The sequence below is a fragment of the Rahnella sp. AA genome (assembly GCF_002834385.1).
Lineage (GTDB): Bacteria > Pseudomonadota > Gammaproteobacteria > Enterobacterales > Enterobacteriaceae > Rahnella.
Genome location: NZ_PITQ01000018.1, coordinates 1 through 24,238, shown reverse-complemented (window position 1 = coordinate 24,238; position 24,238 = coordinate 1). Strand labels below are relative to the sequence as shown.

The window sequence follows — 24,238 nt, the reverse complement described above, 5'->3', positions numbered from 1 at the left end:
GAACCATGAGTTTTACACCGAAGTACCTCACGCAGGGGGGCCAGATGACGGCCTACCGCCTGCGTATGTTTGCCCAGGTCAACCAGTGGATATTTAACTGGGTTTTGCTGCTCTTTGTCCTGTCGACGGCGGGTGTGTTTTGGGCCGTCACCGCCGCCGATGTGCTCAATAACGGTTACTGGTACTGGGTTGGCCGATTTTTCTCCGGCTTTGTGCCGCTGATGAACCCGAAGAGTCCGGCGACCTGGGACATCAGCTGGCACTGCAATCCCGGTCCCGCGCTCTGTACCACCAAATTGACGCTGGCCCAGCTGCTGGCCGACCCCTGGATGCAGTCAATGGGCGGCCAGCTGATAAACAATCTGAAGCTGAGCGCCGCCGGCTGCGGCACGGTCTGTTTGCTGCTGTTCAGCGTGATTGCCTGGTATATCGGCCGTATTGGCAAGAAGGAAAGTGAAGACACCTATATCTCTGGCATGACGCTGACGGATGATGTGGCCAGCGTTAACCGGCAGCTGAAAAAGGCCGGACAGATGTCTGACCTGCAGATTGGCGGCCTGCACATGGTCAGGAATGCCGAGGTGATGAATTATCTGATCCACGGCACTATCGGCGTCGGTAAATCCACCCTTATCCGCTGGCTGCTCGACTTTATACGCAAACGGGGGGATCGGGCGATTGTTTACGACTCCGGCGGCACTTTTATCGAAACGCACTATGACGAACGTATCGACAAAATCCTCAATGCGCACGACAAGCGTTGCGAGAACTGGGTGCTGTGGAGGGAAGCGCAGCAGGTGGTGGACTACGAGAACCTGACTGCCTCACTTATTCCGGTGGAGGGCGAGTCCGACCCGTTCTGGGTGTCCTCATCGCGCACCATTTTCAGCGACACGGCAATGCAGTTTGCCTCCCACAGCGATCGCAGTATTGAGAAATTCCTGACAGCGCTTTTGTCGATTGACCTGAAAACCCTGCGCGAATTTCTCAAAAATACGCCCTCTGCCAACCTGGTGGAGGAAAAAATTGAGAAAACGGCCATCTCGATCCGCTCGGTGGTCACCAACTACGCCAAAGCCCTGCGCTACCTGCAGGGGCTTGACCACGAAGGTAAACCTGAGTTCAGCATCCGGGAGTGGATGACCGACGCGCAGTACGACAAAAGCTGGCTGTTTATCTCCACCACGGCCCGCCATCGCAAGTCGGTTCGCCCGCTGCTGTCGATGTGGCTGTCGATGGCCACGATTTATCTGCAAAGCATGGGGGAAGACCCAGACCGGCGGGTGTGGTTCGTCATTGATGAAGTGACCAGCCTGCAAAAAATCCCGGAATTTGCTGAGACGCTGGCGGAAGGCCGCAAATTCGGCGGGTGCTTTTCTCTGGGCATCCAGAACATGCCGCAGCTTATCAACGTGTACGGACGCGAGTTGGGCAAATCTATTTTTGACCTGACCAACACCCGGTTCTACGGCCGTTCGCCGAGCGCAGAAGTGGCCAAAATGGTTGAGGACGAGCTGGGACACCAGCGCCGCCGTGAGGCACGGGAGCAGAACAGCTACGGTCTTGACCAAATCCGTGACGGTATCTCCATCAGCCGCGACAAGGTCAATGAGCCGGTGGTCGATTATGACCAGATCATGTCGATGCCGAACCTGCGTTTCTATGCCCGGCTGCCGGGGGAGTACCCGGTCGTGAAAATGGATCTGAAATACCGTAAACAGAAGAAGTACCACAAGGCGCTGGTTGAGCGCGATTTCAACGATGTACTCAGCCCCAAACTGGAGCGCATCATCAGCCAGAATGAGCAGGCCACCCGCACGGCGGGCATTGCCTTCCCGACCGGCGACGAAATGCGGGAAGGGCAACCGGCCACGGCAGAACCGGAAAATGTCACTCAACCACCCCAACCCCCGACGGTGACCCCGAAAGTCAGCCCTGCACCTCCAACCCCCGTCCAGGAGAGTGTGGCCACCGTCGTTTCACCCCCTCAGCCAACCGTTGAGAAACCGAAAGCACCGGCAACACCCCCCGTAGCACCGCCGGTGGCGGAAGCCCCTGTCCGGGCAGACTCCGCCGTCGCCCCGGAACCGGCCAGCAACGTGCGGCCCTTTACGCCGCGACTGAAACCGGCGGCGGGGAAAACACCTGCTGCTGAGCCGGTATCGATCAAACCGGACGAACCCGCACCGGCGACCCCGCGTGCTGCTCCGGCGCAAACCTCGCCTGTACCACAGCAGCCCCTGGTTGCGGCGAAAATCCCGCCGGTTGAGGTGAAGCCTGCAGTGCCTGTCGCCCGGCTCAGTGCCCTGGAAATGCTCGCGCAAAAAAGCCGTAAACCGGTGCCTGCAGCGGACGGCGCCGAAGACCCGGCGGCGGCAGAGGCACAGGGGGAAGCGCCGGATCTGCAGATGGACGTGGAAGAGAACGAAAAGGGTGAACTTGTCCTGCGCACGCTTGGTGCCCGCAAAGATACCCCGGAAAGTCTCGATGACGCCCTGGCGGACGAGTACGGCGCGGCGAACCGCGCAATGGCAGAGGAGGAACAGAACATTTTGCGACACCGCGATGACTATGACGCTTACCAGCACATGGATGAACACCACGAACCCGGAGGCTTTGAACGATGATGACCGTTGCCCCTGTTGCGTCTGCTGCAGACGCGGCGGGCTATTACAGCAGCAAAGATAACTACTATTTTCTCGACGACCTGCAGAGCCAGTGGCTGGGGGAAGGTGCCCGCGAGCTGGGGCTGCAAGGGGAAGTCGACCTCGACGCCTTCACCGATTTATTGCATGGCCGCCTGCCCAACGGCGTGGAGCTGGGCAAGGAAGTGTCCGGCAATCATGTTCACCGGCCCGGACACGACTTCACCTTCTCTGCGCCGAAAAGCGTCTCGATGCTGATACTGGCCGGCGGCGATAAACGCCTGCTGCAGGCCCACATTGAGGCGGTCAGGGAAACGCTGGCCGTGATGGAACAGACCATTTCAGCCCGCGACACGAAAGAGGGGATCACCTCTATTGTGCCGACCGGCAAGATGGTGGCGGCGCTCTTTACCCATGACACTTCCCGCAATCTCGATCCGGCCATCCACACCCACGCCGTGGTGGCCAACGTGACCGAACTGGACGGGAAATGGAAGGCGCTGGCCACCGACTACATCTACGGGGCGGGATTTATCGAGACCATGTACCGCCATCAGGTCAGCTTCGGCAAAATCTACCGCAACAGCCTGAGAGGGAAAGCGGAGGCGCTGGGTTACGAAACGGAACTCACCGGCGGCAAGCATGAGCTGTGGGAAATTAAAGGCTTCCCGGAGGCGGTGCTGGAAGAGTTTTCGTCCCGTCACCGTGAAATTGCCGCCCAGGTCGGCGATGAAGCCTCGCTGAAAAGCCGCGACGTGGCGGCGTTAGACACGCGGCAAAAGAAGGTCGATATCAGCCGCTACGGGCTGGATGAACCGCACGCACCGGGTGCGCCGACCCTTGCGTCTCCGGAGACGCCCGCCACAATGCCCCCTGCTGCCCGCGAGGTGGCGACAACCGCCGTCACCGGTGAAAACAGCATCCCGGATGCTCCGTCACTGACGCCTGAAGTGATGCCAAAACAGCCGGTACCGGAGAAAGAACCCCACAGCCAGAATACGCCTGGCGAAACCGGAATTGCCGCACAAATCGGGGATGAGGTCCGTGAGGTGCCGGCAACTTCCGCAGTGATCGGAGAAAAAGCCCCTGCTGAACGGTCACCGGCTTTGGACGCGATCACCGGTCCGTCCGGGCCGGAACAGCCTGAGCGGTTGAGTCAGAACCCTGGCCAGAATACGCCCGCAGAACTTCCGATAGCCAAACCGGAAACGCAGGCCGGGCGTAACCGGCTGCAGGCCCGCTGGGATCAGCAGATGCGTGACCTGAACTTCGATATCCGGGAGGTGATGGACGACGCGCAGGCGCGTGCCGTCCCGCCTGAGCAGGCGGCGGAGCGCCCGCTGCCGCCGGATGCCATGCAGGCCGTCCGGACGGCGATTTCGGTGCTCAGCGACACCCGCACCCGTTTCACCTACGGCGATTTGCTGATGACGGCGCATGAGGCCGGCGAATCACAGCAGGACATCGGTGATATTCGCCAGGCGATTGACCGGGCGATCGGGGAAAACCTGCTGGCCCCGCTGGACGCGGATAAAGGCGTGTTTACCTCACAAATTCACCTGCTCGATGAGCTGTCGGTGCAGGCACTGGCGACGGATATCGTGAAAGAAGGGAAAGTCGTGAGTTTCCGGCAACCGGATAAGGAGACGCCGGACAGGCTGAAAGCCGTGGAGTTTGCGCCGGTGGCCATTCTCAACGCACCGGCTTCCATCGGCCGCCTGCGTGAGGTGACCGAAGAACTGGTGACAATGTCACGTGAGCATGGCCGCGAGGTGAAGGTGCTGGCCAGCTCCGCCGAGCGGGGACTGAGTTTAGGTAAATCCCCGCTGCTGAAAGCCGACATCCTGTACCGCAGCCGCGTGCTGGATAAGGGCTTTAGCCTGTCCCCGCACAGCACCCTGATTGTGGAGAGCGCAGAACGCCTCGGGCTGAAGGAAATGCTGGTCCTGAGCGGCGAAGCGAAGGAAAAAGACGCGCAGCTTATCTTCCTGGACAGCGCCGGCAAGCAGTCTAACGCTAACGCCCTGTCGGTACTGTCTTCTGCAGGTGTGAGCCGCCACGGCCTGACGGAACCCGCACCCGGACTGGAGGCACGGGTTATCAGCATCGGTGATAAGCGCGACCGTTACCAGGCCCTGGCGGAACGCTATGCCGACCTGAGTTCACCGGACACCACCGTGACCGCCGTGGTCACCGGTGCCCGCGAGCAACACCATCTGACCGGCATCATTCGCGACGCGCTGCAAAACGCCGGCAAGCTTGAGCGGGACGGCGTGAGCGTCGAAGCCCGGACGCCGGTGTACGCCAGCGCGAAGGAGCGCCTGCTCCCGGCCACGTACCGGGCGGGAATGGTGCTGGAAGACCGGTCGGACAAACATCAGACCCATCACTATACCGTTGATCAGGTGCATGAGGAGAAACGCATGGTGTCACTTATCGACAGCGACGGCGTACTGAGCCGCGTCAAGCTGAGCGCACTGACCGGCGACTGGCGGTTATTCACCCGTGAACAGCTGCACATCGCGCAGGGCGAGCAGCTGTTTGCCCTGGCCGCTGACAAGACCAACGGGCTGAAATCCCGCGACCGTCTGACGGTCACCGCCGTCAATGAGGGAAAATTAACGGTGCAGCGCGATGGCCAGAAAAAGCCGCTGCAGGTCGCGACTGACCGGCCGCTGTACCTGACGCATGGCTACGTCAGCGCGCCGGGGAGCCGCGACAATGAGCGCGGTATCGTGCTGGCCAGCCTCAACGCCCGCGACCTGTCCGGCAACATCATGAACGCGCTGGCTCAGTCGGGGCATGAGGCGGAAATCTTTACCGGCGAGGCGCAGAACAAGGCGGAGGAGAAACTGGGACGCATGCGCACCACCCGTTCTCCGCTGGCGTTAGTCCGCCAGGTCAGTGGTAAAGAAGAGACCGGAGAGGCGCTGTCGGCCTTAAACGCGGCGCTGATGACGGACGCCCAAAAAGCCGTATCGCGGGCGGTTGCCCAGATGAAGGAGGTGGCATTTTCAGAGGTGAAGCTGCTGGAACAGGCCGGCTCATTTTTCAATAATCTGGGGGCGTTGCGGGCCGAGGTGGACCGGCAGGTTAACGCGGGTGACCTCATCCCGGTGAAGGTCGCCGACGGCAGCGGATTTGTGGGGCGGGCCACCTGGGAGATGGAAAAGGCCATCATCCGGGAGATTGATGCGGGTAAAAATACCCAGACCCCGCTGATGGCGACGATTAACCCCGGCTTACTCACGGGCCTGACCGCCGGCCAGAAGGCGGCTACGACGCTTATTCTGCAAAGTGCCGACCGCTTTACGGCCGTTCAGGGCTATGCCGGCGTGGGGAAAACCACCCAGTTCCGCGCGGTGAAGGCCGCGCTGGATACCCTGCCGGAAGGGGAACGCCCGCTGATTGTCGGGCTGGCTCCCACCCACCGCGCTGTCAAGGAAATGCGCGACGTCGGCATCGAGGCGCAGACCATCAAGTCGTTTGTGGTGGACTGGCAGCAGCGCACGGCGGCGGGGGAAGACGTGCGCTATGGCAATACGCTGTTCCTGATTGATGAATCCTCGATGGTGGGTAACCAGGACACCGCCGCCGCCTACCGGGCCATCACGCGCGGGGAGGGCCGCGCCGTGCCGGTGGGCGACACCGGCCAGCTGAAGTCACCGGAAAGCGGTGCACCGTTCACGCTGATGCAGGAGCGCAGTGCCATCGACGTGGCCGTCATGAATGAAATCGTCCGCCAGCGCAACAGCGACCTCAAATCTGCGGTCTACAGCGTCATTGAAAATAAAGCCGGGGCGGCACTTGAGAAAATTGAGCGGGTGTCGCCGCAGGCGGTGCCGCGTCAGGGTAACGCCCTGCCGCCGGCAGGCTCAGTGATTGAAACCAAAACGCCGGTGCACGCGATCGTCCGGGACTACATGAGTCGTACCCCGGAGGCCCGCGCGCAGACCCTGATTGTGGTGCAGCTGCATGAAGACCGGCGGGACATCAATGCCGGCATTCACCGGGCGATGGTGGCGGTCAAAGAGGTGGGCGATAAGGCCGTCACAATCCCTATCCTGGAGCGTATTACCGGCGGGCGGCACGATTTTAACCGCATCAGCGACTGGAAAGCGGGCCAGGTGGTGCTGGCCAACGAGCGCTACCTGAACGTGACCGGCGTGGACAAGGGCACGGACCGGGTGTTTTTGCGCGATGAGAACGGTCGTCTGCAGTACTACTCACCGGCGGAACTCAATGCCACCGAAATTGAGGTGTTCAACCACCGGGACATCGAGCTGCGTGAAGGGGACAGCGTGCGCATGAGCAAGACGCAAAAACAGGCCGGTCATGATGCCCATGAGCAGTACCGCGTGGCGACCCTGCGCGATAACGGCGAGGTGGTGCTCAAAAACGCCGGCGGTGAGAAGGTCATTACGCCGAAGACGACCCTGGCTGACCAGCACGTCGACTATGCCTGGGCGGTCACCGGCTACGGCGCACAGGGGGCCAGCGCGGACTATGTGATTGCGCTGGAGGGCACGGAGGGGGCGCGTGAACGGATGAGCGGCATGCGGGCCTTTTACATTAACGCCTCGCGTGCCCGCGACCATGTGCAGATTTACACGGACGGCCTGCGCAACTGGGTCGAGACGCTGCGGCAGCAGGATAAAACCCCGCAGACGGCCCACGATGCGCTGACCCCGGAATCCGAGCGGGCGCAGGCGAGGAGCATCTGGGCAATGGGGCAGCCGGTGGGGAAAACGGCGATTGGCCGGGCCTACCTGCGGGAGCAGGGCCTGAAAGACAACCCCGTCACGGCGCGGATCATTCCTCCGACCAAAAAATACCCGATGCCGCACCTGGCGTTACCGGTGTATGACGGCAACGGCAAAACGGCCGGGCTGACGATGTTCCCGCTGCAGGCCGACAGCGGCCAGATACGCACCGGGCCGGTACGTCAGCTGACCACCGAGGGGGCGCAGGCCGCCGTGATGCAAAAAAGCCGGAACGGCGACACGCTGGTGGTCAGCGATGTGCAGCAGGCGCTTTCGGCGGCGCGGGAGAATCCGTCCACCGGCGTGCTGCTGCTCACCGGCCGGCAGATGCCGTCGGCGCAGCTGCTGAAAGTGGCGGGCGGGGTGACTGACCGGACGTTCAGGCCGGATGCCACGCTGCTCAGTCTGGTGCAGTCGGAGCTGCAGGTCCTGCTGCGAGACCTGCCGGTGGAGGAGCGTCCGGCAGAGGAGGCGGCGTTGCTTCGTCAGGCGCTCCGGGCTATCGAAGCGGCGCACCCTGCGCTGCCAGAGCATTTACTTCAGGAACCGCAATCGCCGGATACTGCGGCGCTGATGCGGGATGCAGCCCGTGCGTTTTCGGCAGAGACGCCTTCGTTGCCTGCCGTGAACGCGGTGCCGGATGGCGATGAAAAAGCGGTGCTCTCGGCCCGGCTGATTGATCAGGTGGTCCAGACCCTGCAGCAACAAATTCCGGTGCTGCCGGGCGAAAAGCTGCCGGACTACACCGCGCTTATCCGCCAGGCCTCCGGGATGCTGGCCCAAAACGACGCCCTGCAGGACAACAGCGGCGCGGTTCAGGCCGTGCTGGCCACGCTTTCCGGCGCCGGGCAGTTCGCCGGTGCGGCGCTGCCGGCGGAGAACGCCCAGGGCAGTGTGGTTTCCACCGATGCCCTGCGCTACGTGCAGGCAGAACAGGAGAAAGCGCAGGCCACCGTGAAAAACCCGCACAACGACCTGTCAGAAAAAGCGCTGGCCAGCGCGGCGCGCGAGCTGGAAAAACAGGGACAGTTGTCGCTGCCGCCGGAAGGCCGGGGTCGGGAGCCGGAACCACAGGAGATATCGCACGAGACTCACCGCCATATTCAGAAAGAACGTTAATTCGCCCGGCGGTTCAGACCGCACGCGGCCTTCCATTTCTTTACCGGTCATCCCGGTATGCCTATTACGAGACATTATCATGACAATCCGTTTTAACGCGGCGGCGCTTTCGCTCGCCCTGAGTTTTCCCTTGATTTCCGTTCACGCCAGCGCCGCCGCGCCGGATGATTTTACCCCGGCGCAGCAGGCCCGCATCGGCGAGATTGCCGCAGACTACCTGGTGGCCCACCCGCAGGTGCTTATCGACGTGAGCAAAAAACTGCAGGCGCAGCAGGCGGCTCTCCGGGCACAGCTGCAGACGCAGTCGGCGCTGAAGGGACACCGGCTGCTGATGCAGCTCGACGGCGTGCCGGTGAAAGGCCCGCAGAACGCGAAGGTGATCGTGACGGAGTTTTTCGACTATGAATGCATCGCCTGCAGCATGATGGCCCCGACGATGGAGCAGGTCATGGCCAGCAACCCGGACGTGCGGTTTGCCTTCCGGGACTGGACAATTTTTGCCGGGCGTTACCCGGAATCGACGCAGGCGTCACACCGCGGGCTGGCCATCTGGAAAGATAAGGGGGCTGATGCCTATATGGCCTACCACAACGGGATTTACCGCACCGGCCATAACGAAGGGAAGCTCACGGCGGACGACATTGAAAAGGTGGCCACGGCCGCCGGCGCGGGCAAGGAAGACGCGGCGAACAACGCCGCCGCAGACGCGCTGATCGCGGGAAACAGTGCGCTGGCTGAGTTACTGGGCCTCAGCGGTACGCCGGGGATCATCGTGATGCCGGCAGAGAACGCGACGGCTGACAACACAACGGTCATTCCGGGCGTGGTGTCCGCCCAGGTGATGCAGCAGGCCATCAGCAACGCGTTGAAATAATGACGTCCCGCAGCGGGCAGAGACCGGCCCGCTGCGGGACAGGAGGACACACAATGCACGGTGAAAATGTACTGATGATTTCGTTTTTTGGCCTGCATGGCTTCATGTTCACGGATTCTGGCACCGAGCATCAGCGGGTGTGTTTCAAAACCCGTCCGGGGCTTGACCATGATCCGCTGAAGGTAGCCATCGCACGGCTGGCCCATACCACACCGGAAAACCTGACCTGGGACGCGTCCTGCGGTGAAGGTTCCTTCTGTTTGCTGACCGCCAGCGTGTCAGCAGGCACCTTTCCGTTGCCTTATGAAGAGGAAAAGTGATGAGAAATTACAGGATGATAAGGGCGGCTTTACTGGCCACCGTACTGGTGGCGTCCGTGCCTGCCGCGATGGCCACCCCGTCGCTGCAGGTGGGATTCTCACCTGAAGGCAGCGCACACCAACTGGTTATGCAGACGCTGGATGAGGCGCAGCAAAGCATCCGTCTGATGGGCTACGCGTTTACCTCGCCCGATATTGCCGGTGCGCTGGTCGGGGCAAAGAAACGGGGCGTCGACGTCCAGGTGGTACTGGATGAGGACGGTAATCGCGGGAAAGCCAGTGTGGCCGCGATAAATTTACTCGTCAATGCGGGGATCCCTGTGCGTACCGTCAGCCAGTTTAAAATCATGCATGACAAGGTGATTATTGTAGATAATCAAACAGTTGAGACAGGGTCGTATAACTATACGTTGTCTGCTGCGCGGTCGAATTCGGAAAATGCTCTGGTACTGCACGATGTGCCTGAGCTGGCACAAACCTACCTGGCTCACTGGCAGTCTCGCTGGGCGGTGGGGGAAGACTGGGTTTCATCCTACTGACGATGAACCGTCAGTAGGTGATTTTCAGAGTGGCGTGATTCACATTTTCACTGCATTTCCGCCTCATCCCGCGCCAACGGGAGTCGAAATGCATTTTATGCTGCTGATTTATTGAAACTATAGTAGGCTTCCTTAAATGATCATATTCAGATCCTTGGGGAGGCCGAAATGCCGCAAACCACAGATACAGTCACTTCCTCATCGAAAACCAAGCGTGCGTACCGGAAAGGAGAACCCTTATCGGGAACTGAACGGCAGTTGGCTTCAATTGCCCGTAAGCGTGCAAACCAAAAAGAAATTAAAGTCTTTGTTGAGCCGGATATAAAAGCCATGCTGATGGAGATGTGTAAAGAAGAAGGCGTTAGCCAGGCTGATGTTCTTCAGCGCTTAATTAAGCGTGAAGCTGAACGGGCTAAGTAAGTGGATGGGTTGACATTCTTGCATGTGATAACAGGTAGTGCTAGATTGCTGATCAGTTAGGTATTTTTTGGCTGGCCACGCCGTAAGGTGGCAGGTAATGGGTGCTGAGAGGTAGTTTTGCAGGCCCAGAAAAGCAAAAACCCCGAATATCTTTATCACTTTGGCGGGAGACTAAGATAATCGGGGCTCACTAAAACTGTATAGAGTTTGTTGCTCTATGCAGGGAGTATAGATTTATGCCTTTTAAAGGTCAACTCCTGCGTCCCAACATAAGCGTTGGGAGCTGTGTCTGAACAGATAATACCGTTTTCACCGGTCGCAGCGTCAGCCGGTGCTTACCGTCCTTCGCGCCGGGGTGAAGCTAACCGCCTGCGCAAAGGCCAGCCGAAAACGCATCGCAATAATCAGCCGGGTTACATCGGGAAAACACCGCGCGGCATGGCCGCAAAAGTGGTGGCCTGTTTTCGTCAGCACGACTGGTGTCGTAATGCTGATCTGATCGAACTGCGCCGTACCGGCTATACCCCGTACTCCCGCATGTTTGATGCTTCCTTTATCCCCAAACCGATGCGTATTACCCCACGCTCTGAGAGCCGCGAAGCGCTGACCTCGCTGTCACTTACCCTGGCGGCCAATTGTGACTACAGCCCGGACAGTGATTACCTGTTTGAAGTCATGCTGCCGGTGGAAGATATTGCCCGCCGCATGAATGCCTTGCACGTCTATGAGAACGGCCGCAAGGCTTACGACGTTCTGTTGCACGCGCTGCGCGTTATGGAACAGCTGGACTACGTCGTGGTGCACCGGGACCGCGACGCCGATTCTGGCCAGAACAAACCCATGCGCATTTTCCTCACCGACAGGTGCTTTACCTCCCGTGGTATTGCGGTCGAAAGCATCCGGGAGTGGCTGCACAAGTACCGCCAGTGGGCGGTAGCCAGCGGACTGGCGGAGTCGATGAAGGAGAAATACCAGCGGCACCTGCTCAAAATGGCGCGTCTGGGGATCAACATCGATCGCCACCATTCCCTCAAAAACCGGCTGAGACAGATAAAGCGCTGGGTGGTCAGCCCGGAGTTGCGCGAAGAAAAGGCGCGTACCGCCGCCGATCTCGGCGCCGTCCTGGACGAACAGACCCGCAAGGTGCGGCAGCTGCGTCCGGGCAAAGAGGCGACCCGTTATCAGAATGCCTGGCGGCGTTATGCCGCCGGTGGCCAGCTGACGATGGTCGCGCAAATGTCGCTTGAAAACGCCCTCAAGGCCGAGTTCCCGACGCTTCTGGCCACCAATGCCGAGAAGTTCTATCAGCTGCTACTGGAACGCGCCGGCGTTCCGCTGTCGTAAACCCAACTCCCCCTAAATCTCTCTCCTCGCACGATTTTTCGCGCGCCTGATGCTGGCATTTTTCCGCTACCCGGATGCCTGGCAGGCTTTGTCACGTCCGCAATTCACTAAAACCTTGCCCCCAGCCCTCATGCTGCGACGTTCTCCACGCGCACCGGCAACGTCTGTACGCTAAATAATCAGTTAAATTCGAAGTCTCAGCCCGCCTCCGGCAGGTGAATACTTAACTTCGAAACCCTTCCCTAAGATATGATTAGCTTCGAACATTACTTCTGCACAAAACAAGCTTTCTAAAGAAAGAGTACTCCTGAGCCGGCCAGAGGCACGGCATCTGGAGTAGCTCCCTTCGCGTAGCTCAGGGCAACCACACCTCACCACCCGCATCATTTGCCAGGGCAAAAGAAGAAGTAGCACCCCGGACAAGCCGGGGCAAAACACCGGTAATATTAGTTACAACATTCAATAAAGCCGATTCACATCAACCCCCGGCACCGAGCCAACACGTAAGCCCTCCGCCCACCTGAAAAGCCCCGCCGCCCCGGGCCTCTGGCCCGGAACTGTGTGGCTTTAAAAGTGAATGTTGTAACTACTGCTATGGTGTCGCTTTGAGAAGTTTCGCTTTGGGGTTGGAGAACACGCTCGTAAGCGCCTTTGGCGCTAACGCGGAGATACGCCCTGGCTTCGCCAGGACCACTCCGACCGCGTACTTTGGCGTGTCATTGCGGTTCGCGGGGATGGTCTCGCAGGGCGGGGGATGGGCATCGGTGGAACCTATCAAGCCGGGGCGGCTGCGCCGCGTCACCGGCGACCATGAGCTGAAGCATCACATGTGACACTATTTGTCGCCTTCATGTGCTAACGCACATAAGAAGGTCATACGGATTTAGCCCTGCGGATAAATTCCCTCGGGGAAACAATAATGTGGTCAGCCGCCATTGTAGGTTTTCACCCCATTGAACCTCACCTCCCTAAAACCCCGATATGCCGTGTCATTCTCTTATACTTAAGTCAAATTCTTGTTCGTATCTTAATCCGCCCGTATGATATGCGAATGAAATAGCATTAATATAAACAGGGATATGTATGGATACGGTTGAACAGTTAAACGGAACATATTTTTATGCCGGCAAATCGAATCTCAGTGCCGGTGAGCTGTTTTTCATGATTTTCTGCGAACGCTTTGCCAACCAGCTGGGCCTCGGCGCCGAGGACTTTGTAGCCATCGTGGCCATCTTCTCCGGCAGGAGCAATTTACCCACCAGGGCGAAACCGCAGGGTGCTAAGAAAGGCACCTCCTACGCATCGAAAGCATCAAGGGCGGTATTCAAAGATGCTAAATTTCCCTTCGGACTTCGTTTACCATCCGTGATTGGTGGCTACCCCCCAACGACCATGCGGATCAAAATGGTGGCCAAGATTGGCACCTTCACGGGACGCGCGATCCCTGTAATCGGTTGGATCCTCATTGCCAATGACGCCTCGCAAATTATTTATGGCTCTGTCAGAGACTACAACCTGATCGCCAATGAAAAGGACAGGCTATGGTAGACAATCTCGAACAGCGTATTCACGCGCTGGTGAGGCGATATCATGGTGTGTATTTTTTTAAAAACCCGATCCTGAACGCTGAGACTGATTTGGACACTGACCTTGCCCTGGAAGACGACGAGGCAGAAGAACTGATGAATGCATTTTTTGAAGAATTCGACGTCGATAAAGGCAATTTCTCGATTAAAACTTACTATCCGGACGTTCCCTTTTCACTGAATCCCTTCAAGAAGTCCGTTCCTGTACCCGTGCCCGATTTTACCATTGGGATGCTGATAGCGTCGGCGAAAGCCGGCAAATGGCTGTATTAACGAAAATGGAGTTTTAACTATGGCAGTACCAGTTCATCTTTGGCTCACAGACGACGGCGGCGCGCATATTAAGGGGTCTTCAGACGTTCGTGACCGTGAGGGAAGCATTGAGATCAGAGGGCTACACCATAACCTGAGCATTCCCACAGACGGAAATACCGGAAAGTTAACCGGAACACGTCAGCATGCTCCCTTTCAGTTCGACAAAGAAATCGACAGCTCATCCCCCTATCTCTATAAGGCTGTAGCTACAGGGCAGACATTAAAAAGCGCTGAGATCAAATGGTATCGGATAAACGACGCAGGGCAGGAGCAGGAATACTTCAACATATTGCTGGAAGGCGTCAAGGTGATCTCAGTATCTCCTATGATGCACGATACCCGTAACTGCCCTGGTACTGGGCATCTTGAATGCGTAGATTTACGCTATGAGAAAATTACGTGGAAATACCTGGATGGAAACGTTCAGTACACTGATGCCTGGAATGAGAGGGCGACTGCATAGCCCGGAAGAGTAAAAACGAGCCAATAAAGCCTTCTACCTATAGGTAAGCCTGTTCAAAAAACAGGCTTACCGTACAATAATTCTCTATATCCAAACTGACCCCTATTTGAGTTATCGCTTTACACTGACCGAAACCGGTCGGTTTCGTACATCTATCATCAGTGCTGTACGAAAGTGAGTGAATTTACTATCGTACATGCGTTATTATTCGTACACCCATTACGTACGGAAAGTTTCCAATGTCACGAGTTTTTGCCTACTGCCGGGTCTCCACGCTGGAACAGACCACAGAGAACCAGCGTCGTGAAATTGAAGCGGCGGGTTTTGCCATCAGACCCCAGCGACTGATTGAGGAGCATATCAGTGGTTCGGTTGCTGCCAGCGAACGCCCCGGATTTATCAGGCTGCTTGATCGCATGGAAAATGGCGATGTGCTGATTGTTACCAAGCTGGACCGTCTTGGGCGTAATGCCATGGATATAAGAAAAACCGTTGAGCAACTGGCTGCGTCAGATATACGTGTTCACTGCCTTGCACTCGGAGGTGTTGATCTGACAAGTGCGGCCGGGAGAATGACCATGCAGGTTATTTCAGCGGTGGCGGAATTTGAACGGGATTTACTTCTTGAGCGAACGCATTCTGGTATTGCGCGGGCGAAAGCATCAGGAAAACGTTTTGGCCGCCCGTCTGCGCTGAGCGAAGATCAAAAAAGTGCGGCGATGGAACGCCTCAATGCGGGAAGCAGTGTCAGCGCCGTTGCCCGCGAATTTAACACCACCCGGCAAACCATTCTCAGGGTGAAAGCGGCATTCAGTACCTGAGAATGGGGGGCACCGATCACCTGAGTCGTTTACCTGACTCGTCGGTGACTCTTTCACCATCTTCTTTCGTAAATGCTTTTTTCTGTGGCTCCGGAAGAATATCCAGTACCACTTCAGAAGGTCGGCACAGTCGCGTTCCAAGTGGACTCACCACAACAGGACGGTTGATCAATATCGGATGCTGAAGCATAAAGCCGAGCAACTGGTCGTCAGTAAACTTATCGACCTCAAGGCCCAGTTGCTCGTATGGCTCTACGTTCTTACGCAGCAGCGCACGTACTGTTATCCCCATATCGGCAATGAGTTTTACCAGTTCCTCATGTGAGGGCGGGGTCTCAAGATAATGAATAATTGTCGGCTCTGTGCCGCTATTACGGATCATCTCCAGCGTGTTGCGCGACGTGCCACAGGCTGGATTGTGATAGATAGTTATATTGCTCATATCAGTATCTCATTACAAAGTGATGGAAAGTCGCAACACCAGTGCGGCCAGAGTGACAAGCAGCACGGGCAGCGTCATGATAATGCCAGTGCGGAAGTAATAGCCCCATGTGATGGTCATGTTCTTCTGAGACAGTACGTGCAACCACAGTAAGGTTGCCAAACTCCCGATGGGGGTGATTTTGGGTCCCAAATCACATCCAATAACGTTGGCGTAGATCATCGCTTCTTTGATGACACCGGATGCAGTACTTCCATCAATCGATAATGCGCCGATCAGCACCGTGGGCATGTTGTTCATAACGGATGACAAGAACGCCGTCAGGAAGCCGGTGCCAAAGGTTGCTGCCCATAATCCCTTTTCTGCCAGCACATTCAGCACCCCGGAGAGATACTCTGTCAGTCCGGCGTTGCGAAGACCGTAAACCACCAGGTACATTCCTAGGGAGAAAATAACGATTTGCCACGGTGCACCACGTAAAACTTTACCGGTGTTGATCGTATGTCCCTTTTTTGCCACTGCAAACAGGATAGCCGCGCCCACGGCAGCAATCGCACTGACCGGGATCCCCAACGGCTCCAGGATAAAAAATCCGGCAAGCAGAACAACAAGTACAATCCAGCCAGCCCTGAACGTGGCAGGGTCTTTAATCGCGCTGGCCGGAGTCTTAAGCAATGCAACGTTATAGGTAGCGGGAATATCCCTGCGGAAAAAGAAATGCAGCATAGCCAGCGTGGTGGCGATAGCGGCAATATCAACCGGGATCATGACAGAGGCGTATTGTGTAAAGCCGAGGCTGAAAAAGTCAGCGGAAACGATGTTAACCAGGTTTGAAACGATAAGTGGCAGGCTGGCCGTATCGGCAATAAACCCGGCTGCCATGACGAAGGCCAGCGTGGAGCTTTTGCTGAAGCCAAGCGCGAGCAACATGGCAATGACGATTGGCGTCAAAATGAGTGCAGCACCGTCATTGGCAAACAATGCGGCGACAACTGCGCCAAGCAATACTATCCAGGTAAACAGCAGACGCCCACGCCCATTACCCCACCGCGAAACATGCAATGCGGCCCATTCGAAAAAGCCTGACTCATCGAGCAGCAGGCTAATGATAATCACAGCAATAAATGTCGCGGTCGCATTCCAGACGATGTTCCAGACGACCGGAATGTCATCAATGTTTATTACGCCACAAACAAGCGACAGTACTGCACCAATACTGGCACTCCAGCCAATGCTGAGGCCTTTCGGTTGCCAAATGACCAGAATAAGTGTCAGTAAAAAAATAATTCCTGCCAGTAACATCTCAGGCTCCAATATATATGATTAAGAGGATGTATATGAAGGTCATCTAACAGGATGACGATACGGAAGTAGATAACCACTGGCGAACATCCTCGCGCATACATTGCCAGGTTACAGCGATATTCTCAGCCGCCCATGCAGGCATGTGCGGTGACAGCCTGTAGTGGATCCACTTTCCTTCCCGACGGTCGAGAACCAGCCCTGCCTCACGAAGAATTGCCATATGTCGCGATATTTTCGGTTGCGATTCAGATGTCACCCCACAGATATCACAGACGCACAATTCCCCAGACTCCCTTAGCAGCATAATGATGGCCAGTCGTGTTTCATCCGAAAGGATTTTGAAAAGTTGAACAGGTTGTAGCATTTTGAACCTCAATGCGCTTAGATATACATATATGTTAGATCATATGTGTTATTTTTTGAATCACGAATTTCAAATGGAGACAAATAAATGGAACAATTTCCAGCGCTGAATGCTGAGTGCTTCGATCAACAAGCAGGAACACGACTGATGATGCAGGCTCCCCCACGTATTCTGATCCTTTATGGTTCGGTCCGTGAACGCTCATACAGTCGTTTAGCGGCGGAAGAAGCAGGTAGGTTGCTGACGGCCATGGGGGCTGAGGTTAAAACCTTTAATCCGTCAGGACTCCCGCTGCCAGACGATGCCCCGGATACCCATCCCAAAGTTGTGGAGCTGCGTGGACTGGTCAAATGGTGCGAAGGGATGGTCTGGAGTTCGCCGGAACGACATGGTGCGATGAGTGCAGTGATGAAAGCGCAGATTGACTGGATCCCGCTGAGTGAGGGCGCGGTTCGCCCATCTCAGGGAAAAACACTTGCTGTGATGCAGGTTTGCGGCGGGTCGCAATCATTTAATGCTGTAAACCAGATGAGGATCCTAGGACGCTGGATGAGGATGTTCACTATCCCCAATCAATCATCTGTGGCAAAAGCCTGGCAGGAATTCGATGAGAGCGGACGCATGAAGCCTTCATCTTGGTATGACCGTATTGTTGATGTTACCGAGGAGCTATTTAAAATAACGTTGCTGCTGAAAGGGCATACTGATTATCTCGCAGACAGATACAGTGAACGAAAAGAAAGCCATCAGGAACTGTCCACACGCGTGAATCAGGCCAAAATTTAGGAATCTAGCGATGCCTGCTGACCTTGAGCGGGGGTGCTTCACAGGTATCGCACTTCATTCTGTATAAAAAACATCCTTAGCGTAGGATATTTTCCTTTTTCCAAGCGGACCCCTTTACGCCTGGACTGCCCAACGTGCTCACGGCCACCGGCGCGAACCGCGCGTTAAATTTTCCGTATCTTACCCGTTTTTCGCCGTACCCAGGTTCAGCATGAAACCGTATAAATGATTTTTAAATGGTTTATCCAGTTCCTGTGGCCAGCGTGGCGGATCGGTTTGTAGCGATCCTAGCGCCCGCATCCCTTTATGCTGCTCGGATTTACGTTCGCAGTATTCGTCATCGATATAGCCCATTGTCTCGATGACCACGGTATGTTCCCGGCCGTCTGGCATTTTGGCCTGGATGATGAAATCCGGCAGCACAAAGCCTTTTTCCCCCTCGACGTCCACCTCAATATCAAACAGCGGCTTCACCAGGGTAAGGTCGCCCGCTCTGCCCTTGAGCCATCTGGCAACCTCAGCGATACCTTCCAGCGTCTGCCGTTCCAGCATGCTGTCTACCGGCACCGGGCAGGTGCGCCGGAACAATGCGTGCGCATACCCTTCGCTGCATATCACACCCCCCTCTGTTCCGCGCCGGAAAGCTAGGATTACCCAGTAAGGTGGCCTTACCCCCTCCTGTGATTCCCCGTTGATACTGACGCCCCTCTCCGGGAAAAACTGACGTTCACCGCCATTCCAGCTGAAAGTGACGTGCTCACGGCTGACCTGGTCCGACATGAATATTTGATAAAAAACCCGGGCTTTTCCGGCAGGCCAGTTGGCGTCTGGGTGTTCCAGTTCCAGTTCCAGCATCAGCCTTACCTGGGCCGCTTCGTTCATCGCCGGCTGAAAGCGCACTATTTCCGAAAGCACTCGGTCGCGGATAAACTCCTGCGCACCCGCCGAGGCCGCGAGAGCGTCAAGCCATGTTCTGGCCGTCTGGTTAGGCAGCGGGCTGATCGGACTGAAGGTGTTCAGCCCCGCATCCTCAATGAGCGTCATAAGCAGGCGAGCGAGTCGCGGCCGGCGTTTACGGCGGGTCCGATCCTCGCCAGTATTGACCGGTTTTCCCGGCGCCTTGATGGTCGCATCCGACTCGTCGGCGGGTAAAAAATCACGATAATTGAGGCGCTTGCTGCCGGCGGATTTCCGGGTTCCGGCGCGGGTGGCTCCCTCATCGCCCTTAAAGACTCGGAACATCGGACAGGAGGGATCATGGCTGTGGCTAAACCCGGATAGGTACAGCGTCTGGGTTTCCGACTTCAGGTTGGCACTGTTGAGTGCGGGGGAGTCGCCGCCCACGCAGCTGCACTGCAGCCAGAGCTCACTTTTACGCATTTCAAGGATAACGTGTTCTGCCAATGCGCGTTCCTGCGCACTGCGCACCTGCTTGCGGCCGAAGACATTCCTGACGGCGGCTTCTTCTTCCTCCGCTAACCAGCGCTTCAGTGCTCCGCGGGGCCCCTTTTTTTGAATGAGTTTCATGGACATATTTATCTCCTGCGGTTTTAACCATGTACACGTGCAGATGATGGATTTGTGGTTACAGCGTTCTGTAGGGAATCTCTGAGCTCTCGACTACCATTTGATACTCAACATTAATCTCCTGGCTCATGAGTTTTGCTTGTCGATGTGCAACGTAAATATCTAGGGTATGTTCGACAAGCTTTTGGTTGTCCAGCGGCCCTATACGAATGCTGGTGAAAACTTCGGGAGATAGTTCTAATTCAAAAAAAGGAATAAGCAGATTGTTTTTAGCCCGGAATTTAATTGCCTCTGCTTCTGGATCCGCTCTCTTTACTATTCTAATTTCCTCTTCTTCAGAAAAGCAGGCATGTTTGAATGTCGTCGCGAGCAGGCTGATAATTTCCTTCAAATCGATGCTAAGCATTGGATTTTGATTTGTTGGGTCATCCTCGAGCCAGCGCTGATTTAAAACTTGCAGTGCTTTCTCATGCAAAAGGTTCTCAGCTATTTCAATTGCATCACCAGGGTCAATAACATAGTGGCATTCAATGTAGTCTATTTTATTGAAATGGAGTTCGTCGAATAAAATATCTTCATTTAACCCTACGGCAAACATACCGTAACTACGCCACTGACTTAAAGTGTCTTCCGAACGGCTAAAGGAGGCAACATACAAGACCTCGTCGGGGTATTGAAAGTTTTCTAGTTCCTCAAAAATTTTCGGCAACCACATAGTCACTGCTGCAATAAAACCGGGGCTGTAATCTTCCTCACCACTGAAAATATCTTCAGAGGCATCTCTGAGTATTTCAATTCCCTTCAGAAATTCCGTCTTATCGTTCAAAAAACGAATATCCGTCATGCGGATTTTGTGCGTATCTAATATCGAATGAACGGCATTCAGGTCGGTGTAATGATAGATGTTCATGGTTATTCCTTTGATGAGTAATCAATGCATTTACACCAAGAGTTCATAGCGGATGGCGTCTGCCTTGCGGCGCCCTGCATCCGTCAAAGTAACCGCCAGGTTCAGGGAAGCATTTCTGTATTTAAGAACCAGTCCATGCCGGTGCAACGTGTGCAGTGACGTGCGCAGATTGGTGGCATAGACATCTTTATTGACGGCAGCATTGAGCAGGCTCAGCAGCTGCATGACCGGCAGGGCCGTATCGTGGCCTCGTGCTTCAAGTTCTGACAGAACCAGCAGCACCTTTCTCTGGAGTTCGGATATACGCACGGTTTTTTCCTTATTCATTTCCCACATGAATAATACACCCAGGCACGAAGAAACACTATTCATGTCTGATATGAATAGTGCTAAAAAGTTACTTAAGTTTCAAACAACAAGTTATGTGAACTTATAGGTGAAAACTATACCGGAGTTGTAATCTTCAAGTAGAATGGTTACTATATGTACTTGTCCTGGGTGCAACCAGGAACAAGTACTAATACCCATTTGACGACTACTTCTTGATTCTCATTACTCCGTATTTCATATACTTCCCGACCTGCGCAGTAACGAATGTTCCTGCGTGGGCCGCCGCAACCTTGCCAGCCGTTAGCGATAACCCCCAGGTACCGATAAACCATTTAGTGAAGAATGCGATAAGTAAGGGTTTCACAAATAATCCCGCCGCTATCATTACTGCCGTCAAAATGAGTAAGGCAGTAAACCTGTACCATTTTTTTTCGTTGTAAGCTTCGCTGATTTCTTTGTAGTGTTTATACGCTTCAAGAAATACTCCAAAAACACTATTTTTTACTAAGCCTGACTTTGTATCCATTTGAACCTGCCTTATTTATTATTGTTATTTTATTTACTGCTGTATTTGAAATAGTCATTTCTCATACCTTTTAAATAGTTTGTTTTAGTCTCGGGACTGAATGTCCTTTGACGTAATGTTTTTCGCACCGTATTTTTTTATCCGCTCATACTTCACCCCGCTGAGTCCATACTCGTTATTATTTACGCCATTCCCCGTTTCCCAGATTTGGGCAAGGGGAGTCCCTGTTCATGAGCGAGGATTAATCGCCCAGGCGGGGATCATGACAATGTATAGAGTGTCCAAATGACAGCTTACTTACAGGAAATAAAAAAACCACCCGGTAAGGTGGTTGAGGTCAGGCGAGGGATATAGATTCAGGGAGGGCATAAGTCATAGCACTTAGCGTTCCGTCATTTATTCATTCACGTTTTCTCAACCTTAGTGCTATTCAATCCGGCGGTGTGTTTTACGTTGCCCCTTGAGGCTTTACACACCACTCCAATAAAATCAAGTTTATTATTTTCGAGGGTCTTTGTCAAATATTTTTAACCGAAAATGCATTTTTTTCTTGCTATTAGTTTTAAAATGGAATACTGCATTTCCATTCGTCTTTTTCTCATAACTTAAAAGTATCTGATACGCATTTTCTATTTATACTGTTCACTACTATGTTGTCTTTAATAGAGTACTCACTTCATACAAACTTTGAGCACGACAATACTTCTCCATATACTTGTTCAGAGATAAAACCAGACAGTACTTATTCCCGCGATGGGTTAGTCTGGATGAATAATAGCTGTTCTGACTTATGTTTGCTTCAGGATCATTTGCATTTTATCTCACAGGGTCGTGAAGTGCGGGGCGTTTTCACGTTTTTGTTCCGGCTCTCTTTTCTCACCGTGCCCCGGCCGCTGCCACTGGGGCACGTTTCGCGTCCTGGACACGCCCGGACGTGCTCACTTTTCACGGATTGGGGTTTTCCCCCAGACTGCCCAACGTGCTCACGGCCACCGGCGCATTTCGCGCGCTAAACACTACATATGGTATGCCGGTCAGCTGAGGCCGCTACTATATGTAGTGTTTTTCGGCATTTAAGGGTGCAGGTTTTTCCTGTTGACGTCAAAGGGAGGATTTTTCCGGGCGCTGCGGTATAATCTATTTGGATTCAGGGGCTTGCATACCGTCTGATCCGGCCAGGCGGCAGCGGCGGGGCGTTGCTGACCGCCTGATCCCCCTCTCTGCCTGTTAGGTTTTTTCCCGTATACCGGATAACTCCCCAAAACGACCGATCACCATTTTGGTATTTATTGTGGTCGATCGCGGTGAAGATTTTCGGCACACTGTGGTTAATCACAGGATAATCGCCGCCGGTAGCCGGCTCTGCGACGCAGATTGCGGAGGTTAAAAAATTGAGCCTTATCACCCACGAAAGTTTGCAGAATTCACGTAGCGTTACCAGCGGCTACTTTAACTACGACGACGCCCTGGCCCTTCGCCAGATGGCCATGTCCGCCGGCGTCGGGATGCCGCACTACCTGCTCGCCCCGGAAGTGAGCCAGCTTTTGCCCTACCTGCGGGATCTGACCCAGCGGCTGTTCGGGGAGACGCTTTGGAACACCGGAAGCCGCCTCAATGAGTGCCTGGCACTCACGCCGGCGCACTTTAACCTCGACAACGGCTCGCGGCCGTTTGTGGTGATCAAAACCCTCAAGCAGCGCACCCGCGGACGCGGGCGCCCGGAGGCCGGCGAGCAGCTCAACCGCATCGTGCCGCTGTTCGATGAGGCGTACGTGCAGCGGCTGCGGGAGTATTTTCAGACGTTCAGGCCGAAGAAGAACGAACCCCTCTGGAACGTGAAGAGTGACGAGACGCCGCGCAACTGGATCCGCGCCGCGGTCCGGAATGCAGAAAGTGACGGTGTCACTTTTTCACTGAAGACCATTACCCCGAAAACGTTCCGCCACAGCTTTGCGATGCACCTGATCCAGTCACACGTGCCGATGAAGGTGGTCCAGGCGTACATGGGCCACGCCGAAGCCTCGAGCACGGAAGTTTACACCCGGGTGTTCGCCCTGGACGTCGGCTACCAGCGGGAGGTCAGGTTTACGGTGCCGGTGAGCACGGTCGGGCTGCAGCGCATCGGCTGAGCCTGGCGTGGGATTTATCTATTGTGTCGGAAAACTTCGGTCAGCGGGGAAAGGCGGTGCTAAACAACACCGCCGGAGGGGTTACTCAATGGCGTCGATACGCTTAGCTAGCTTGGCGATCAGCGGATATTTCCCTTCAAATATGATTTTTTCGTTTCTAATGCTTACCAACGAATCTTTTAAAGATTCACACTTACTGCTGTTCGCTCCTTTATCCAGAATTACCGTATAGTTCGCTGCTTTTTCCGCTTCTGACTGCTCCAGTGCGTTTAATTCGGCTGATTTTTCCCCCTCTTCTTTCAATAATTTCTTCCAAGTATCCATATGACCGGCGATTTCCTTCTTGTTGTAAGTCAGCCCAACAAGCTGGGTCAGAGCCAGAGATTCGAGCGGTTTTTGTAGCTGGCTTACTGCCTGCTGTGTCTCTTTTAGCGCGGCGATCAGTGCGGTTTCGTCAACGATTTCGTTACTCATGAACTCATATCCTTTTTCGTCATTGAATTGGTAACATCACTTATCGGCAATTTTCCGAAACACAGTAGGCTTTAAGCCCGGTTCAGCAATGATAAAGCGTACATCATTTTTGTAGTGGCATAGTGAATTTGGCCACCTGAATAGAGGTGATATCATCACCTCATAGTCAAAACAGGTGACATTATGACCGGACGTAACAGACGCAATTTTAGCCCCGAGTTTCGCCTCGAGGCTGC

General features: G+C 55.1%; 22 protein-coding genes. 13 read left to right on the top strand and 9 right to left on the bottom strand.

All coding sequences use genetic code 11. The annotated features are described in order from the left end of the window. The first annotated feature begins 5 nt into the window (after positions 1–5). The 11 genes from traD (at position 6) to CWS43_RS26000 (ending at position 15,209) form a co-directional block, all read left to right on the top strand. The gene (traD, locus tag CWS43_RS26055) at positions 6–2,627 is read left to right on the top strand and encodes a type IV conjugative transfer system coupling protein TraD (protein ID WP_101080057.1); all 2,622 of its coding nucleotides are present in this window, start codon (positions 6–8) and stop codon (positions 2,625–2,627) included. Then, entirely contained in the window at positions 2,624–8,527 is a 5,904-nt protein-coding gene (gene traI / locus CWS43_RS26050) for a conjugative transfer relaxase/helicase TraI (RefSeq protein ID WP_101080056.1), read from the top strand. The genes traD and traI overlap by 4 nt, the downstream gene beginning before the upstream one ends. Before the next feature lie 79 nt (positions 8,528–8,606). Then, complete coding sequence (locus CWS43_RS26045) at positions 8,607–9,401, top strand: thioredoxin domain-containing protein (RefSeq protein ID WP_101080055.1); 795 nt, start codon at positions 8,607–8,609, stop codon at positions 9,399–9,401. A 53-nt stretch (positions 9,402–9,454) separates the two neighbouring features. Beyond that, positions 9,455–9,721, top strand: coding sequence for a hypothetical protein (locus CWS43_RS26040; RefSeq protein ID WP_101080054.1), 267 nt, complete (start codon positions 9,455–9,457; stop codon positions 9,719–9,721). Positions 9,722–9,735: 14 nt separating this feature from the next. Beyond that, positions 9,736–10,260: a phospholipase D family protein gene (locus tag CWS43_RS26035; protein WP_369825956.1), complete on the top strand. Its 525-nt coding sequence runs from the start codon at positions 9,736–9,738 to the stop codon at positions 10,258–10,260. Positions 10,261–10,428: 168 nt separating this feature from the next. Next, positions 10,429–10,680 (top strand): replication regulatory protein RepA, encoded by a 252-nt coding sequence (repA, locus tag CWS43_RS26030; protein WP_101080052.1) that lies wholly within the window; start codon positions 10,429–10,431, stop codon positions 10,678–10,680. A 285-nt stretch (positions 10,681–10,965) separates the two neighbouring features. Further along, on the top strand, positions 10,966–12,024 hold the full coding sequence (locus CWS43_RS26025; protein ID WP_101080051.1) for a Replication protein: 1,059 nt from the start codon (positions 10,966–10,968) through the stop codon (positions 12,022–12,024). 1,083 nt (positions 12,025–13,107) lie between these two features. After that, a complete protein-coding gene (locus CWS43_RS26015) occupies positions 13,108–13,572 on the top strand; it encodes an STM2901 family protein (protein WP_101080049.1) in 465 nt (154 codons plus the stop codon). Continuing rightward, complete coding sequence (locus CWS43_RS26010) at positions 13,566–13,883, top strand: DUF1493 family protein (RefSeq protein ID WP_101080048.1); 318 nt, start codon at positions 13,566–13,568, stop codon at positions 13,881–13,883. The genes CWS43_RS26015 and CWS43_RS26010 overlap by 7 nt, the downstream gene beginning before the upstream one ends. A gap of 19 nt (positions 13,884–13,902) precedes the next feature. Then, on the top strand, positions 13,903–14,388 hold the full coding sequence (locus tag CWS43_RS26005) for a type VI secretion system tube protein TssD (protein WP_101080047.1): 486 nt from the start codon (positions 13,903–13,905) through the stop codon (positions 14,386–14,388). Between the two features lie 239 nt (positions 14,389–14,627). Then, positions 14,628–15,209, top strand: coding sequence for a recombinase family protein (locus CWS43_RS26000; RefSeq protein ID WP_101080046.1), 582 nt, complete (start codon positions 14,628–14,630; stop codon positions 15,207–15,209). 16 nt (positions 15,210–15,225) lie between these two features. Here the strand turns inward: CWS43_RS26000 and arsC are convergent, their stop codons facing one another. Genes arsC through CWS43_RS25985 form a run of 3 tightly spaced genes read right to left on the bottom strand, consistent with a single transcriptional unit; the run spans position 15,226 to position 17,320 of the window. Further along, positions 15,226–15,651, bottom strand: a complete 426-nt coding sequence (gene arsC, locus CWS43_RS25995; RefSeq protein ID WP_101080045.1) for a glutaredoxin-dependent arsenate reductase — start codon at positions 15,649–15,651, stop codon at positions 15,226–15,228. A 12-nt stretch (positions 15,652–15,663) separates the two neighbouring features. After that, positions 15,664–16,953, bottom strand: a complete 1,290-nt coding sequence (locus tag CWS43_RS25990) for an arsenic transporter (protein ID WP_101080044.1) — start codon at positions 16,951–16,953, stop codon at positions 15,664–15,666. 46 nt (positions 16,954–16,999) lie between these two features. Next, positions 17,000–17,320 (bottom strand): metalloregulator ArsR/SmtB family transcription factor, encoded by a 321-nt coding sequence (locus tag CWS43_RS25985; protein ID WP_101080043.1) that lies wholly within the window; start codon positions 17,318–17,320, stop codon positions 17,000–17,002. 87 nt (positions 17,321–17,407) lie between these two features. Here CWS43_RS25985 and arsH point away from each other — a divergent pair, with 87 nt between their 5' ends. Beyond that, positions 17,408–18,106 carry an arsenical resistance protein ArsH gene (arsH, locus tag CWS43_RS25980; protein ID WP_101080042.1) on the top strand — a complete coding sequence of 233 codons (699 nt, stop codon included), beginning with the start codon at positions 17,408–17,410 and terminating at the stop codon, positions 18,104–18,106. Between the two features lie 180 nt (positions 18,107–18,286). Here the strand turns inward: arsH and CWS43_RS25975 are convergent, their stop codons facing one another. From CWS43_RS25975 to CWS43_RS25960, 4 genes are all read right to left on the bottom strand, one after another. Beyond that, entirely contained in the window at positions 18,287–19,639 is a 1,353-nt protein-coding gene (locus CWS43_RS25975; RefSeq protein ID WP_101080041.1) for a hypothetical protein, read from the bottom strand. A gap of 52 nt (positions 19,640–19,691) precedes the next feature. Then, positions 19,692–20,543, bottom strand: a complete 852-nt coding sequence (locus CWS43_RS25970; protein WP_101080040.1) for a DUF2971 domain-containing protein — start codon at positions 20,541–20,543, stop codon at positions 19,692–19,694. A gap of 30 nt (positions 20,544–20,573) precedes the next feature. Beyond that, positions 20,574–20,870, bottom strand: coding sequence for a chromosome segregation protein ParM (locus tag CWS43_RS25965; RefSeq protein WP_198555933.1), 297 nt, complete (start codon positions 20,868–20,870; stop codon positions 20,574–20,576). Between the two features lie 208 nt (positions 20,871–21,078). After that, entirely contained in the window at positions 21,079–21,399 is a 321-nt protein-coding gene (locus tag CWS43_RS25960) for a hypothetical protein (RefSeq protein WP_101080039.1), read from the bottom strand. Between the two features lie 1,391 nt (positions 21,400–22,790). Here CWS43_RS25960 and CWS43_RS25955 point away from each other — a divergent pair. Beyond that, positions 22,791–23,528, top strand: a complete 738-nt coding sequence (locus CWS43_RS25955) for a tyrosine-type recombinase/integrase (protein WP_232777231.1) — start codon at positions 22,791–22,793, stop codon at positions 23,526–23,528. Positions 23,529–23,609: 81 nt separating this feature from the next. Here CWS43_RS25955 and CWS43_RS25950 read toward each other — a convergent pair whose 3' ends face one another. Continuing rightward, a complete protein-coding gene (locus CWS43_RS25950) occupies positions 23,610–24,002 on the bottom strand; it encodes a hypothetical protein (RefSeq protein ID WP_101080038.1) in 393 nt (130 codons plus the stop codon). Between the two features lie 36 nt (positions 24,003–24,038). Then, positions 24,039–24,238 (bottom strand): hypothetical protein (locus CWS43_RS27645; RefSeq protein ID WP_232777230.1); only part of this gene is annotated, 200 nt, incomplete at its 5' end.

What these genes read in the sequence shown, in the direction of transcription:
- traD (WP_101080057.1), top strand. Translation starts at nt 6, where the DNA reads ATGAGTTTTACACCGAAGTACCTCACGCAGGGGGGCCAGATGACGGCC.
- traI (WP_101080056.1), top strand. Translation starts at nt 2,624, where the DNA reads ATGATGACCGTTGCCCCTGTTGCGTCTGCTGCAGACGCGGCGGGCTAT.
- CWS43_RS26045 (WP_101080055.1), top strand. Translation starts at nt 8,607, where the DNA reads ATGACAATCCGTTTTAACGCGGCGGCGCTTTCGCTCGCCCTGAGTTTT.
- CWS43_RS26040 (WP_101080054.1), top strand. Translation starts at nt 9,455, where the DNA reads ATGCACGGTGAAAATGTACTGATGATTTCGTTTTTTGGCCTGCATGGC.
- CWS43_RS26035 (WP_369825956.1), top strand. Translation starts at nt 9,736, where the DNA reads ATGATAAGGGCGGCTTTACTGGCCACCGTACTGGTGGCGTCCGTGCCT.
- repA (WP_101080052.1), top strand. Translation starts at nt 10,429, where the DNA reads ATGCCGCAAACCACAGATACAGTCACTTCCTCATCGAAAACCAAGCGT.
- CWS43_RS26015 (WP_101080049.1), top strand. Translation starts at nt 13,108, where the DNA reads ATGGATACGGTTGAACAGTTAAACGGAACATATTTTTATGCCGGCAAA.
- CWS43_RS26010 (WP_101080048.1), top strand. Translation starts at nt 13,566, where the DNA reads ATGGTAGACAATCTCGAACAGCGTATTCACGCGCTGGTGAGGCGATAT.
- CWS43_RS26005 (WP_101080047.1), top strand. Translation starts at nt 13,903, where the DNA reads ATGGCAGTACCAGTTCATCTTTGGCTCACAGACGACGGCGGCGCGCAT.
- CWS43_RS26000 (WP_101080046.1), top strand. Translation starts at nt 14,628, where the DNA reads ATGTCACGAGTTTTTGCCTACTGCCGGGTCTCCACGCTGGAACAGACC.
- arsC (WP_101080045.1), bottom strand. Translation starts at nt 15,651, where the DNA reads ATGAGCAATATAACTATCTATCACAATCCAGCCTGTGGCACGTCGCGC.
- CWS43_RS25990 (WP_101080044.1), bottom strand. Translation starts at nt 16,953, where the DNA reads ATGTTACTGGCAGGAATTATTTTTTTACTGACACTTATTCTGGTCATT.
- CWS43_RS25985 (WP_101080043.1), bottom strand. Translation starts at nt 17,320, where the DNA reads ATGCTACAACCTGTTCAACTTTTCAAAATCCTTTCGGATGAAACACGA.
- arsH (WP_101080042.1), top strand. Translation starts at nt 17,408, where the DNA reads ATGGAACAATTTCCAGCGCTGAATGCTGAGTGCTTCGATCAACAAGCA.
- CWS43_RS25975 (WP_101080041.1), bottom strand. Translation starts at nt 19,639, where the DNA reads ATGTCCATGAAACTCATTCAAAAAAAGGGGCCCCGCGGAGCACTGAAG.
- CWS43_RS25970 (WP_101080040.1), bottom strand. Translation starts at nt 20,543, where the DNA reads ATGAACATCTATCATTACACCGACCTGAATGCCGTTCATTCGATATTA.
- CWS43_RS25965 (WP_198555933.1), bottom strand. Translation starts at nt 20,870, where the DNA reads ATGAATAAGGAAAAAACCGTGCGTATATCCGAACTCCAGAGAAAGGTG.
- CWS43_RS25960 (WP_101080039.1), bottom strand. Translation starts at nt 21,399, where the DNA reads ATGGATACAAAGTCAGGCTTAGTAAAAAATAGTGTTTTTGGAGTATTT.
- CWS43_RS25950 (WP_101080038.1), bottom strand. Translation starts at nt 24,002, where the DNA reads ATGAGTAACGAAATCGTTGACGAAACCGCACTGATCGCCGCGCTAAAA.